A 13,525-nucleotide genomic window follows, 5' to 3' on the forward strand; every position below is an offset into this window, starting at 1 on the left:
TTGATGAAGTTATAACGGTTGTTATATTAGGCTCATTCCCGATTTGTGCAACCATCCCGCCCCTCTTCAGACGACCATGCTCACCGCCAACAAATACCTTCCAGCCGGACGCGGCCTGGCTCCGGCTCTGGCGCGTCGCGCGGCCACGCTCACGCTCGACTGGGACACCCGCAGCAAGAGCCGCTTCGACGCGCACGACAGCACAGGGCGACACATCGCCGTGTTCCTGCCGCGCGGCACCGTGCTGCGCGGTGGAGACATGCTGGTCGCCGAGGATGGATCCTTTGTGCGGGTGGAGGCCGCGCCGCAGTCGGTGCTTCAGGTGCGCGCCTGCGCCGAGCATGGCACGCCCACCGATCTGCCACGCGCCGCCTATCACCTGGGCAACCGCCATGTGCAGCTCGAAGTGCAGGCCGACTGCCTGCAGCTTGAACCCGATCCGGTGCTGGCCGAGATGTTGCGGCGCATGCACCTCATCGTCACCGAGGCGCAGGCGCCGTTCGAGCCCGAGGCCGGAGCCTATGGCGAGGGCGGCGGGCATGGGCACCACGGTCATGCCCACGGCGATGCGCACGATCACCATCACGCGCATGGGCATTGACCCGCAACTGGCGATGATGTGGCTGGCCTCACCCGCGCTGCCCGTGGGTGGGTTCAGCTATTCCGAGGGGCTTGAAGCGGCGGTGGACGCAGGGCTGATCGCCGACGAGGCACAGGCGATGGCCTGGCTGCGAGGGCAGTTGCAACTCACCCTGGCCCGCAGTGAACTCCCCGCCGCTTGCGCCGCGCACGCGGCGTGGGACGGTGCCGACTTCGACAGGCTGCAGACCATCCAGACCTGGGTGCTCGCCACGCGCGAAACCGCCGAACTGCGGCTGCAGACCGAACAGATGGGGCGCTCCATGCTGCAATGGCTGCGCGCCTTGCAGCCCGCCCACCCGCTGTTGCCGCTGGCGGCGCGGCTGCAGCCTGCTCCGGCCTGGCCGCTGGCCTTCGCGCTGGGTGGTCATGCCCTGGGGCTGAACGCCGAGCAGACCGCGCAGGCGCTGGCCTTTTCCTGGCTGGAGAATCAGGTTCAGGCGGCGATGCGGGTGGTGCCGCTGGGCCAGAGTGCGGGCCAGCGCATGCTCGCCGCGCTGCTGCCCGAACTCCCAGACCTGGTGCAGCAGGCACGAAAGCTGCAAGACCGCATGGACGACTGGCAGAGCTTTTCCCCGCTGCTGGCCATCCTCAGCAGCCGACACGAAACCCAATACTCACGACTGTTCCGCTCATGAATCCCACCACTGCCACCAGCCCGCTGCATCACCTTCCCCGTCGCACCAAACGCCTGCCGCCACTGCGTGTGGGCATCGGCGGCCCGGTGGGCTCGGGCAAGACGACCCTGCTGGAAATGCTGTGCAAGGCCATGCGCGGCAAGTACGACCTGGTGGTCGTCACCAACGACATCTACACCAAGGAAGACCAGCGCCTGCTCACGGTGGCAGGCGCGCTGGAGCCCGAGCGCATCATGGGCGTGGAGACCGGCGGCTGCCCGCACACGGCTATACGCGAAGATGCGTCGATCAATCTCGAAGCGGTCGACCGCATGCTGGAGCAGTTTCCCGACGCCGACATCGTGTTCATCGAAAGCGGCGGCGACAACCTGGCGGCCACCTTCAGCCCGGAACTCAGTGACCTGACCCTCTACGTCATCGACGTGGCCGGTGGGGAGAAGATTCCGCGCAAGGGTGGGCCCGGCATCACCAAAAGCGACCTGTTCGTCATCAACAAGACCGATCTGGCGCCGCACGTGGGCGCCAGCCTCGATGTGATGCGCGCCGATACCGAACGCATGCGCGGCGGCAAGCCCTACGCCATGACCAACCTCAAGACTCTCGACGGGCTGGAGACGGTGGTGAGCTTCATCGAAACCAAAGGCCTGCTGCGAGCGGCCTGAGGGCGGTTTCGGCGCGAAAAAAAGCCGGGACGAGCCCGGCGAAGTCCAGCCAACCGGCCTCGACTTGCGTCGAGACCGGCTTCCTCAAGGTTCAGGCGGTGCCGCTGGCAAGGTCGGCCAGCAGCTCTTGGATGTCTTGCGTCCAGCGATCAAACACGCCATGGAGCCGATTCATGTTGACCTCCTGAGTGGGTTAGCTCAGGCCAGATCGAAGCGGTCCAGATGCATCACCTTGCCCCAGGCCGCCGCGAAGTCGCGGGCGAACTTGGCCTGGCCGTCGCTCTGACCGTAAACCTCGGCAATCGCACGCAACTGGGCGTTGGAGCCGAACATCAGGTCAGCCAGTGTGGCCGTCCACTTCGGCGTCCCGGTCTTGCGATCGCGGCCTTCCAGCACGCCCTCGGTGCCGGTGCGCTCCCACTTCGTGCCCATGTCGAGCAGGTTGACGAAAAAGTCGTTGCTCAGCACACCCACGCGCTGGGTGAATACGCCATGCTTGCTGCCGCCGAAATTGCCACCGAGCACGCGCATGCCGCCGACCAGCACAGTCATCTCCGGCGTTGTGAGGTTCAGCAACTGGGCCTTGTCGACGAGCAGCTCGGCGGCACCACCGCCCAGGCCCTGCTTGGCATAGTTGCGGAAGCCGTCGGCCTTGGGTTCGAGCACGGCGAAGGAGGCCGCGTCGGTCTGGTCTTGCCGCGCATCGGTGCGGCCGGGGTGGAAAGGCACGGTCACCGCCGTGCCCGCGGCCTTGGCGGCGGCTTCCACCGCAGTGTTGCCCGCGATCACGATCAGATCGGCCAGAGACACCTTCTTGCCGCCGGCCTGGTTGAACTCGGCCGCGATGGCTTCGAGCTTGCCCAGCACCTTGGCCAGTTGCGTCGGCTGGTTGACCTCCCAGTTCTTCTGCGGATCGAGGCGGATGCGCGCACCGTTGGCTCCGCCGCGCTTGTCGCTGCCGCGGAAGGTCGAGGCCGACGACCAGGCGGTGTAAACCAGCTCGGGAATCGACAGCCCCGAGGCCATGACCTTGGCCTTGAGCGCGGCCACGTCCTGGTCATCGACCAGCGGGTGATCGACCGCGGGCACCGGGTCTTGCCAGATCAGCTCTTCCTTAGGAGCGAGCTTGCCGAGGTAGCGGCTGCGCGGCCCCATGTCGCGGTGGGTGAGCTTGAACCAGGCACGGGCGAAGGCGTCGGCAAACTCGTCGGGGTGAGCGAGGAAGTGGCGGGCGATCTTCTCATAGGCCGGGTCCATGCGCATGGCCATGTCGGCGTCGGTCATCATGATCGGCACCTTTTTGCTGGGGTCGTCCGCCGCCGGGGCCATGTTGGCGTCGGTGTTCACCTTGGGCACCCACTGGTTCGCCCCAGCAGGGCTCTTGGTGGAGACCCACTCGTTGCCGAACAGCACTTCGAGGTAACTCATGTCCCACTTGGTCGGCGTGGGCGTCCAAGAGCCTTCCAGGCCGCTGCCGATCTGGTCGCCGCCCTTGCCGCTCTTGTACTTGCTGATCCAGCCCAGGCCCATCTCCTCGGTGGGGGCGGCCTCGGGCTCGGGGCCGACGTTGGTGGCGGGGCCGGCGCCGTGGCATTTGCCGAAGGTGTGGCCGCCTGCGGTCAGCGCGACGGTCTCATAGTCGTCCATCGCCATGCGGGCGAAGGTCTCGCGCACCATCTGTCCGGACATCAGCGGGTCTTGCTTGCCGCCCGGGCCTTCGGGGTTGACGTAGATCAGGCCCATCTGCACCGCGGCCAGCGGGTTTTCGAACTCGGCGGCCTTGGTGCCCGCCCGTTGGTCGTCGAGCCATTTGCCCTCCGAGCCCCAGTACACCGAGTTGTCGGGCTCCCACTGGTCGGGGCGGCCACCGGCGAAGCCGAAGGTCTTGAACCCCATGCTCTCCAGCGCCACGGTGCCCGCGAGCACCAGCAGGTCGGCCCACGACAGTTTGTTGCCGTACTTCTGCTTCACCGGCCACAGCAGGCGACGGGCCTTGTCGAGGTTGACGTTGTCGGGCCAGCTGTTGAGCGGGGCGAAGCGCTGCTGGCCGTGTCCGGCGCCACCGCGGCCATCGCCGATGCGGTAGGTGCCCGCCGCGTGCCAGGCCATGCGGATGAACAGGGGGCCATAGTGGCCATAGTCGGCGGGCCACCAGTCCTGCGAATCGGTCATCAGCGCCTTGAGGTCGGCGACCACGGCGTCGAGGTCGAGGGTCTTGAAGGCTTCGGCGTAGTTGAACGCCTCGTCCATCGGGTTGGATTTCTCGGATTGCGCCTGCAGGATGCCGAGGTTGAGCTGGTCGGGCCACCACTCGGCATTGCCTTTGGCACCGGCGGCAGCGTGGGTGAGGGCGCCGCTGGAAAACGGACATTTCAGTTCGCTGGACATGCTTGTCTCCTTTGTGGTCAGAGGTTTGGGTCTTGATCGGGAAGGCGGCTGGGACGAACCGGCACCGGCCTGCTAGTTGCCGTGCAACGCATTGCTCGGATACGACCAAGCCTAGTTCGCAGATCCAGAAAACGATAATTGAAAGTTGTTATGCGATTGATTGAATAAATCAAATCGCGCTGCATGCCCAGCTGATTCGGAGGGTTGCGGGGCATGCGGCCGGTCAATCCGCGACTTTTTTCCTGTTCAGGCGGGGTCTCGTATGTGAAGATGGATGGGTATTCGAGTTGTCTTTCGCGCCCCATGTGTTTAAGGGGTGGCGGTGGAAATCCTGTTCGCGGCGAACGTAAACATTTGTACATTTGATTTGCAGTTTGGTCTCAGCCTACGCACGCGGCGATGAGCTCGCGCCATCAAGGCAGCACTCCAACCTTTTCATGAACGACTCGCATCCCGCCTCCAACGGCTCGATCAGGCGCTACGCCCGTACTTCGGCTCTGTCGATGGCGCTGAGCAGCGGCATGTCGCATTGGCTGGCCTACAGGCGCCCGGTGCGCCGCATCCTGATGCTGCACGGCGTGGGAGGCGCGCACATGACGCAGAACGAGTTGTTTCGCATGCTGTCGTGGCTGAAATTACGCTACCGCATCGTGCCGCTCGAAGCGCTGGTGCAAGACGTGCTGGGCCATGTTCCTGCACCCGTCGGTCGGGGGCGCAGTGAGCTGGCTATCACCTTCGACGACGGTCTGCGCAATCAGTACACCATTGCCCGCCCGGTGCTGGAGCAACTCGCCATCCCCGCGACTATCTTCGCCTGCCCCGGCATGATCGAGTCGGAGCGCTGGATGTGGAACCAGGAGGTTCGTGCTCGCCTGTGCCGCCTGTCGCCCGCAGCACTGGTGGACTGGGCACGGTCCGCAGGCGCCGATGTCGGCACGCATGAGGGTGTGATCGCCTGGATGAAAACCCTGCCTCTGGCCTCGCGATTGCAGGCCGAGGCCGCGCTGCGTGACGTCACGCCGGGTTTTGTCGCCACGCCGCAGGAACGCGAGGCCTACGACCCCATGAATTGGGACGAAGTCCGCGCCTGCGACACCGGCATGCTGACCATCGGCTCGCACACCATGACCCACCCCATTCTGCCCACCCTCACCGAGGACGAAATTCGCCACGAACTGCAGGACAGCCGCGACATGCTCGAAGCGCAACTGGGTCGGCCGGTCGATCTGTTCTGCTACCCCAACGGCTCGACCGACGAGCGGGTTCACCGCATCGCCCAATCGATTTACCGCGCTGCGGTCACGACGGAAGAGGGCATGGTGGGGGCCATGGTCGATCCGCTGGCCATTCCACGCATTCCTGCCTCCGCACATCTGCCCTTGCTGGCCTGGCGCATGCACCGCCCGTGGGCTTGAGTAACGATGACGACTTGAGGGTTGATCGGGTCACTTCGGTCCAGGCCCTCGATGGTCTCGAACCCCACTGGCGCGCGCTGGAAGAGTTGGCCGACTGCAACAGTCTGTTCCTCGGCTGGGACTGGCAGCGCCTTTGGTGGCGGCACTACGGGGGCGAGCGGCAGCTTTGCGTTCTGGTGGCCTGGCGGGACGATCGGCTGGTCGGTGTGTTGCCGCTCTATCTGGAAACCCATCGCGCCTTCGGCTTGCTGCCGGTGCGCAAATTGCTGCCCATCGGCGCCGGGGGCGATACGTCCCCGGACGATCTGGGCATGCTCTGCGAGCCCACCGTGGGGGAGGCTGCCGGGCGGGCGCTGGTCGACCATCTGTTGCATCATGTGTCGGGCTGGCAACTGATCGACCTCGTCGATCTCCCCGTGGGGGGCATCCTGGTGCGCTGCATGGCCGAGGCGTTTGCAACCAAGCCCGACTTGATGCAGAGCACCGGCGTCAACCGCATCACCTATGGCACTGCCTTCGGACTGGGACAGCTACCGCCAAAGCCTCAGCCGCAACCGTCGAGAAGCCATAGGCCGAAAGCGCCGCCGATTCGCACAGGAGTCTGGCGCGCGCTTCAGCCGTGTGGACGCAAAGGAGCAGATTGACCCGGCGTTCGATCGCCTTGCCGAACTGCACCGCCTGCGTTGGCAAGACCGAACCGACAGCCCCAGTTTCACCTCGCCACAATACCTCGGACTTCATCGCGACATGATGCACGCTCTGTTCGCCCGAGGGCGACTGCGGCTTTATGCGCTGGACCGAGCGGGCGCATCCATCGCCATGTTCTACGGCTTCCGCAAGGGCGGTGATTTTTATTACTTTCAGGCCGGTTTCGACCCCGCCTACGCTGCACTCAGCCCAGGCGAGGTGCTGATGGGTTATGTCATCGAGGCCGCCATTGCCGAGGGCTGCACACGCTTCGACATGCTCAAGGGCGACTACGGTCACAAGCGGCATTTCTTTCAGCAGACGCGTGAAACCACCGGCCTGCGTGTGCACCGGCCAGGTTTGGTCTGCCGGCTGTACCGATTGAAAGACTGGCTCGGTGAACGTCGCGCCACCGCAGCACAGGCATCGACGACGTCCGCTGCGGCGCAAGAGGCTGAAGGCGTTGGCACATGACGGCGTCCCACTCCGCCCCAGACCCGCAGGCACTGGTTTCGGTGCTCATTCCAGCCTACAACGCCCAGGCCACCATCGCTCAGACGCTCGACAGCCTGCTTGCGCAGACCCATCGCCATCTCGAGATCGTGGTGGTGGATGACGGCTCCACCGACGCCACCTGGGAGGTGCTGCAGCCCTATGCCGACCGCGTGCGCCTCATCCGTCAGGCCAACGCTGGCATCGGCGCAGCCCGCAACGTCAGCGTGCAGGCCGCACGCGGCGACTACATCGCTCTGCTCGATGCCGACGACCTTTGCATGCCCACCCGCATGGCCATGCAGTTGCGCTTTCTCCAGACCCATCCTGACATCCTGTTGTGCAGCGCCGATTTCGGTGCGTTCAACGCCGACGGGCCGCTTGCCGCCTCGTACTGCGGGGTGTACTACGCCCGCTGCAGTCCGGCGCGCGGTGGGGTGCGGGCGCGCTATCCGCACGCCGAGCGTTTCGCCCTGAGCGCCGACGAGCAGGTGCTGCACGGCGGCCAGCAGGCCATCGACGTCTATTGGGGCGAGGTGTATAAACAGCTGATCCAAGGCAATTTCATCCACCCGCCCACGGTGATGTTCCGACGCGAGGCGCTCAAGCGTGCCGGCTCCTTCGATCCGAGCATTCGCATCGTTTGCGAGTGGGAATGGTTCGTGCGCGTGGCACGCGCCGGGCCGGTGGCCTACCTCGACCTGCCGCTGATCGACTACCGTCTGAGCCCCAGCCAGATCTCTGCCAGCCCAAGCACCGCGCTCGACTCGCTGGCCGTGGCCAAGAGCCTCTACCAGCGCGATCAGGACGCCGCACGCCGTCCCGACCGGCGTGCACTGCGCCACCTCGGCGCGCTCAGTCTCAGTGCCGCGGACATGCTGGCGGAAATGCAGCCTGAGGTCGCCATCGGCCTGCTGGCCAGCAGTGTGTTCGCCTACCACACCTTCAAGGGGCAGACCCTGCGCACCTTGTTTAAGATCGCGATGCCTTCCGCGCTGCTGCACTTGCTGCGCCGTGTCCGATCCTGAATGCGCTGTCGTGTGTCCGCCCGGACTCACCGGGCGAACCCATTTTCAATGACCTCACCCCATTCCAACCTCCCGTCGGCGTCGGTAGACGCTCCTGCCCTGACCGCTGACGACTTCGATTTCCATCTGCCCCCGGAACTCATCGCGCAGCATCCCGCTGCGCGCCGCAGCGCCAGCCGATTGCTCGACGCCAGCGAGCCGCAGGTCTTGCACGACCGCGTGTTCACCGACCTGCCGGGTCTGCTGCGCGCGGGCGATCTGGTGGTGTTCAACGACACCCGGGTGATTCCCGCGCGGCTGTGGGGCTACAAGGCCGCGAACGAGGGTAGTGGCGCGCGCGGCAACCACGCCTCCGCGCTGGGCGGGGCGGTGGAGGTGCTGGTCGAGCGCGTGCTCGGCGAGCACCAGGTCTGGGCCCATGTGCGCGCCAGCAAGCCGCCCAAGGCCGGACAGGTGCTGTGGCTGGGCGCTTCGCGGCCGGACGGAGCGGGGCCGACCGCGGCGAGCCCGCCGCCGGGTGCCGACGCGCTGTTTGCCGTGCAGACCCTGGGCCGGGCTGGGCCGGGCGACAGCCTGTTTCTGCTGCAGTTCCCCTCCGAGCCGCTGGCGCTGCTGCAGCGGCATGGCGCCGTGCCCTTGCCGCCCTACATCACCCATGCCCCCGGCAGTGAGGACGCCGAGCGCTACCAGACGGTGTACGCGCGGCATCCCGGATCGGTGGCCGCGCCCACCGCGGGGCTGCATTTCGATGACGACATCCTCGCGCGCATCGACGCCCTCGGCGCGCAGCGTGCCAGCGTGACTCTGCATGTAGGCGCGGGCACCTTCCAGCCCGTGCGCGTGGCCGACCTGCGCCAGCATCAGATGCACAGCGAGTGGTACACCGTGCCTGAGGCCACCGCGCGGGCCATTGCCGCGGTGCGGCAGCAGCAGGTGCAGGCGCGAGCCGAGGGGCGTCTGGATGCCGCACCCAGGGTGGTGGCGGTGGGCACCACCGCGATGCGCGCGCTCGAATCCGCCGCGCTGGCGGCCGAAGCCGCAGGCCAGCCTTTCGGCAGCGTGCTGCCTGGTGCGCGCGACACGGCGCTGTTCATCACGCCGGGATATCGCTTTCGCGTGGTCGATGCCTTGCTGACCAACTTTCACCTGCCCAAATCGACCCTGCTGATGCTGGTGTCGGCGTTTGCCGGCATGGAAACCGTCCGCGCTACCTACGCCCACGCCATCGCGCAGAAATACCGCTTCTTCAGCTATGGCGACGCAATGTGGCTGGCTCGGCAGGAGCGCGCCGACGTGAACTTGCGCTGACACAAATCCATGGTGTTGGCATGGGGTCAGAATGCCGCTGAATTTCAGCCGAGAGGTTTCACCATGGAACAATTGCTTTCGCCCCGGTTCATGCAAGACCGGCATCAACACCGCATCGAACACATCGCAGCCATTCGCCAGCGTATCCAGTCGCGCACCGCACAGGCGCTCAGCGCCCAGGAAGAGCACGATCTGCTGCACATGCGCGAAGAGGAAAAAATTGCCCGCGATGTCTATCTGCAGCTTGGCGAGCGCTGGGGACTGCGGCCTTTTCTCAACATCAGCGGTGCCGAACAGGCGCACATGGACGCGATTGCCGCGCTGCTGCACCATTACGACCTGCCCGACCCCGCGCACGATCTGCCCGTCGGCGTGTTTCGCACGCCTGATTTCCAGGCCCTGCATGACCAGCTCGTCGCCCGCGGCCTGAGCAGCGAGATCGAGGCCATCAAAGTCGGGTTGCTGATCGAAGAGCTCGACATCTTTGATCTCGTCGAGGCCCGCAGCCGCGCCAGCCAGCCGGAAATCCTGGAGGTTTACGACGACCTGGAACGCGGTTCACGCAACCATCTGCGCGCGTTCTATCGCCATCTGCAGCGCCATCGCGGCGAGTATGTGCCGCAATACATGAGCGCGAGCGACTTCGAGGCCGTGGCCTTGAGCGAACACGAAACCTGCTGATTTCGGCGCTTCGCTTCAAGTGGATGGTGGCGACGCCCCCGCTGCCGCCACCGCGGCTCGGGTCTGCTGCACGATCTCGCCTAGCGCCTGGTTCAGCAGCGTCTGCGCGCCCTGAGCGAAGTGCGCGGCGTCGTTCACCGTCAGCGGCTGGCTGCCGTCGAAGTGCCAATGCGCGGCAATGCTCCGCGTGCGCTGATTCGCCAGCTCGCAGGTGAGGCCCAGACGCACCGTCCCCTGTCCTCCGCGCAGGTCGTGTTCCAGCCTGTAAAGAGAGCAGTGCAGCGCCCACGGTGCGCTCGCCAGTGCGGTCTGTTGCTGCACCGCGCTGACCCAGGGCTGGCGGCTGAGCGTCTGGGCGATGGCGTCACCAACAAGCTGCGCCGGGGGCGCGAGCCAGCGGCTGTCGCGGTAGGGCTCCAGGGTGTCGGCGCTGCGGCTGTACATCATCGCCGCCGACTGGAACCCGGCGGCGGCGCGCACCGGCAGCAATTGCAGCACCACGGGCTTTGCCAGCGCCGTGCTGTGAATGTCGGCCGCGCTCAGCCGGTAGGTTTGCTGCAGCGGCTGGCGATTGACGGGCAGCGAACAGGCGGCTAGCGCCAGGCTTGCGCCCGCCAGCAACGTCAGCAGGGCGCGGCGCTCGGTTCGGTGTGGGTTGGCGATCATCATGGCTGTTCTCCTGGCCCTGGTGGTGGCAATGCCGGGCCGTAGAGCAGTTGGCTGGGGTTGGACTTCAGGCTTTCGGTCAAGGCGCCGAGCTGGCTGCTGAGCTGCTGCAGGTTGCGCATCAGCGCGTCCACCTCGGGCAGGGTGCGATTCTGAAGTTGGGCCATGGCCTGAATGCCCGTGTTGGTGAAGGCGGTGGTGGTGTTGCCGGCGCGCGTCACGCTGCTGGCGGCGGCGCTGATCTGCGGCATCACTTTGCCGAGTTGCTCGGAGACACCGCCCAGCTGCTTCACCAGCGCCTGGCTTTGCCGCATCAGCGCGTCGCCTTCGGCGCTCATCTGCGCCAGATTGGCGCTGGTCTGTCGGGCGTTGGCGAACATGGCATTGATGTTGTTCTGATTCGCGGCGAGGGTGGCGGTGAGCGCCTGGAGGTTGTGCACGGTGGTGCTGAAAGCCTGCACATTGGCGGGGCTGAGCAGTGCGTCCACCCGCTGGCTGATGCGCGCCAGGGTGATGGCCGCGTCGTTGATGCCACCCTCGATCTGGGTGAACACCGAGGGCTTGTACGGAATGACCGGATCGGGTTCGCCGGGTGGGGTTGGCAGCGGCGTGGGCGAGGCGCCGCCGATGAGGTTGACCGCCGACAAGCCGGTGACGCCCAGCGGGCTGAGCTGCGCCACGGTATCGCTGCGCACCGGCACGCTGCGGTCGATCTCGACCTTGATGCGGATGAGGGAGGGATTCTTCGGGTCGATCTCGATGCTGGCCACCTTGCCCACGGTGACGCCGCGATACAGCACATTGCTATCGGTCTTGAGCCCGCTGACGTTGTCGGTGGCGTAGATCAGATACGGCCGCGTGGCCACCTGCTTGCCGCCGGTGGCCAACCACCAGCCCAGACCGCCGAGCAGCGCGGCCAGCAGCACCACGAACAGCCCGACTGCGGTGTAGTTGACTTTGGATTCCATGCTCTAACTCAAATCTGGGTTGAACGGATTTCCTGCAGGTAGGCTGCCGAGCGTGTGCCGCGGAAGTAGGCCACAAGTTCCGGCTCGTCGCGCTCCGCCAGCTCGGCAGCGGGGCCTACCGCCAGCATGCGCTTGCGGGCGAGAAACGCCACTGTATCGCTGCCGTGCCAGATCGAGTCGAGGTCGTGCGTCACCTGCAGAATGGTCAGCCCCAGAAGGTCGCGCAGTTCGCGGATGAGCTGGTCGAAGGCGGCTGCGCCGATGGGGTCAAGGCCCGAGGTGGGCTCGTCGAGCACCAGCAGCTCGGGGTCGAGCGCCAGGGCTCTGGCCAGCGCGGCGCGCTTGACCATGCCGCCCGAAAGCTCGGCGGGATATTTGTGCGCTGCGTCTGCGGGCAGACCGGCCAGGCCGATCTTGAGCATGCCCAGTTCTGGCAGCAGGCGCTTGTCCACCAGGCCTTGTTCGCGCAGCGGCAGCAGTACGTTTTCCAGCACGGTCAGCCCGGTGAACAGCGCGCCGCCCTGAAACAGCACACCGATGCGCTGGCGCAACGCCTGGCGCTGCGCGTCGTCGGCCGCGAGCGCATCTTGGCCGAACAGTCTGAGCGTGCCGCCGCTTGGGGCACGCAACAGCAGCAGGCTGCGCACCAGCACGGTCTTGCCCGAACCCGAGCCACCCACTAGCGCCATGATGGTGCCGCGTGGCACGGCCAGGTCGAGCCCGTCGTGCACCACCACGTCGCCGAAGCGATTGACGATGCCGCGGGCGTCGATGACCAGATCGGCTGCTTTATTCATAACCTGAGCAGGTTGTAGAGCACCGAAAAACCGGCGTCGATCACGATGACCAGAAAGATCGACTGCACTACGCTCACCGTGGTGGCTCGGCCCACCGCCGCCGCGCTGCCCTTGACCCGCAGCCCCTGCATGCAGCCCACCAGGGCGATGACGATGGCGAACACCGGCGCCTTCACCAGGCCGAGCACCAGGGTCTTGAGGCCCACCACCTGCGGAATGCGCGCGGCATATTCGCTCAGCGGCACGCCATAACCCATCGCCGCCACCACCCCGCCGCCTATGAGTCCCATGACATCGGCGAACAGCGCCAGCAGCGGCAGGGTGATGAGCAGGGCGATGACCTTGGGCAGCACCAGCACCTCGAAGGGCGACAGCCCCAGCGCCCGCAGCGCGTCCACCTCTTCGGTGATGCGCATGGTGCCGAGTTGCGCGGTGTACGACGAGCCGGTGCGCCCGGCCACCAGAATGGCGGTGAGCAGCGGCCCGAGTTCGCGCAGGGTGATGATGGAGACCAGATTGACGATCAGGATGTTGGCGCCGTAGGTCGCCAGCGTGGCCCCGGCCTGATACGCCATGACCATGCCGATCAGAAAAGACAGCAGGCCGATGATGCCCAGGGCGCGCAGCCCCGCGGCGTCGATCTCATGAATCACCTCGCGCCAGCGCACCCGCCAGGGCCGCAGCAGCAGCGGCGAGCCGCGCAGGCTCAGTTCGCCGACGAAGGCCAGCAGGGCGCGCAATTCGTCCAGCGCCGTGAGCGCGGCGCGGCCGATCTCGCCCAGCAGACCCAGGCCGCGCGCGGCCGCGGGCGGGGTCAACGCCCGCGAGCGCACCAGATCGAGCAGTTGCCGTTGCGAGGGCGACAGGCCGTTGGCATTCACCGTGGCACCCGCCGCCTCCCACTGCGCCATGCTGCGCGCCAGCAGCAGCGCGCCACCGGTGTCGAAGGTGATGCTCTCCGCGTCGAGGATGACGTGGCGTGTGTCCTCGGGCAGGCGGGTGTCGGGTCGGCGTCTGAGCCCGCGTGCGTTCCATGCGCCTTGCAGGTGGCACACGCACTTCTGCGCCTCATCGCAAGGTGTCCACGACAGGGTGGCTGGCGGTAGCTCGGGCGAGTGAGTGCGCATGGTCGGACGGTTCTGGGTCGGCCATAGGT

The 13,525-nt window shown here is 66.3% G+C and carries 14 protein-coding genes; 9 read left to right on the plus strand and 5 right to left on the minus strand.

Annotated features, from left to right (window positions below):
• Positions 1-76: 76 nt before the first annotated feature.
• The 3 genes from ureE to ureG are packed head-to-tail and all read left to right on the plus strand — an operon-like array spanning position 77 to position 1,939.
• Positions 77-601, plus strand: coding sequence for an urease accessory protein UreE (ureE, locus tag ASC45_RS05135; protein ID WP_055449964.1), 525 nt, complete (start codon positions 77-79; stop codon positions 599-601).
• Positions 555-1,277, plus strand: coding sequence for an urease accessory protein UreF (locus tag ASC45_RS05140; protein ID WP_425427606.1), 723 nt, complete (start codon positions 555-557; stop codon positions 1,275-1,277). The genes ureE and ASC45_RS05140 overlap by 47 nt, the downstream gene beginning before the upstream one ends.
• A complete protein-coding gene (gene ureG, locus ASC45_RS05145; protein ID WP_055449965.1) occupies positions 1,274-1,939 on the plus strand; it encodes an urease accessory protein UreG in 666 nt (221 codons plus the stop codon). The genes ASC45_RS05140 and ureG overlap by 4 nt, the downstream gene beginning before the upstream one ends.
• 198 nt (positions 1,940-2,137) lie before the next feature.
• Here the strand turns inward: ureG and katG are convergent, their stop codons facing one another.
• A complete protein-coding gene (gene katG / locus ASC45_RS05150; RefSeq protein WP_055449966.1) occupies positions 2,138-4,327 on the minus strand; it encodes a catalase/peroxidase HPI in 2,190 nt (729 codons plus the stop codon).
• A gap of 437 nt (positions 4,328-4,764) precedes the next feature.
• Here katG and ASC45_RS05155 point away from each other — a divergent pair, with 437 nt between their 5' ends.
• From ASC45_RS05155 to ASC45_RS05180, 6 genes are all read left to right on the plus strand, one after another.
• Complete coding sequence (locus ASC45_RS05155) at positions 4,765-5,742, plus strand: polysaccharide deacetylase family protein (protein ID WP_055449967.1); 978 nt, start codon at positions 4,765-4,767, stop codon at positions 5,740-5,742.
• Entirely contained in the window at positions 5,739-6,386 is a 648-nt protein-coding gene (locus tag ASC45_RS15995) for a GNAT family N-acetyltransferase (RefSeq protein WP_245609962.1), read from the plus strand. Before ASC45_RS05155 ends, ASC45_RS15995 begins: the two co-directional genes overlap by 4 nt.
• The gene (locus ASC45_RS16000; RefSeq protein WP_245609969.1) at positions 6,310-6,903 is read left to right on the plus strand and encodes a GNAT family N-acetyltransferase; all 594 of its coding nucleotides are present in this window, start codon (positions 6,310-6,312) and stop codon (positions 6,901-6,903) included. Before ASC45_RS15995 ends, ASC45_RS16000 begins: the two co-directional genes overlap by 77 nt.
• Positions 6,900-7,949, plus strand: a complete 1,050-nt coding sequence (locus ASC45_RS05170) for a glycosyltransferase family 2 protein (RefSeq protein ID WP_055449970.1) — start codon at positions 6,900-6,902, stop codon at positions 7,947-7,949. Before ASC45_RS16000 ends, ASC45_RS05170 begins: the two co-directional genes overlap by 4 nt.
• A 48-nt stretch (positions 7,950-7,997) precedes the next feature.
• Positions 7,998-9,257 (plus strand): tRNA preQ1(34) S-adenosylmethionine ribosyltransferase-isomerase QueA, encoded by a 1,260-nt coding sequence (gene queA, locus ASC45_RS05175; protein WP_055449971.1) that lies wholly within the window; start codon positions 7,998-8,000, stop codon positions 9,255-9,257.
• Between the two features lie 63 nt (positions 9,258-9,320).
• Positions 9,321-9,938: a DUF2202 domain-containing protein gene (locus ASC45_RS05180; RefSeq protein WP_082454281.1), complete on the plus strand. Its 618-nt coding sequence runs from the start codon at positions 9,321-9,323 to the stop codon at positions 9,936-9,938.
• A 15-nt stretch (positions 9,939-9,953) separates the two neighbouring features.
• Here the strand turns inward: ASC45_RS05180 and ASC45_RS05185 are convergent, their stop codons facing one another.
• The 4 genes from ASC45_RS05185 to ASC45_RS05200 are packed head-to-tail and all read right to left on the minus strand — an operon-like array spanning position 9,954 to position 13,496.
• Positions 9,954-10,607: an ABC-type transport auxiliary lipoprotein family protein gene (locus tag ASC45_RS05185; protein WP_055449972.1), complete on the minus strand. Its 654-nt coding sequence runs from the start codon at positions 10,605-10,607 to the stop codon at positions 9,954-9,956.
• The gene (locus ASC45_RS05190; protein ID WP_055449973.1) at positions 10,604-11,572 is read right to left on the minus strand and encodes an MlaD family protein; all 969 of its coding nucleotides are present in this window, start codon (positions 11,570-11,572) and stop codon (positions 10,604-10,606) included. The genes ASC45_RS05185 and ASC45_RS05190 overlap by 4 nt, the downstream gene beginning before the upstream one ends.
• 8 nt (positions 11,573-11,580) lie before the next feature.
• Complete coding sequence (locus ASC45_RS05195) at positions 11,581-12,369, minus strand: ABC transporter ATP-binding protein (protein WP_055449974.1); 789 nt, start codon at positions 12,367-12,369, stop codon at positions 11,581-11,583.
• Complete coding sequence (locus tag ASC45_RS05200) at positions 12,366-13,496, minus strand: MlaE family ABC transporter permease (RefSeq protein ID WP_055449975.1); 1,131 nt, start codon at positions 13,494-13,496, stop codon at positions 12,366-12,368. Before ASC45_RS05200 ends, ASC45_RS05195 begins: the two co-directional genes overlap by 4 nt.
• Positions 13,497-13,525: the final 29 nt, after the last annotated feature.

Origin of the sequence: Thiomonas bhubaneswarensis, assembly GCF_001418255.1 — a bacterium.
Lineage (GTDB): Bacteria > Pseudomonadota > Gammaproteobacteria > Burkholderiales > Burkholderiaceae_C > Thiomonas > Thiomonas bhubaneswarensis.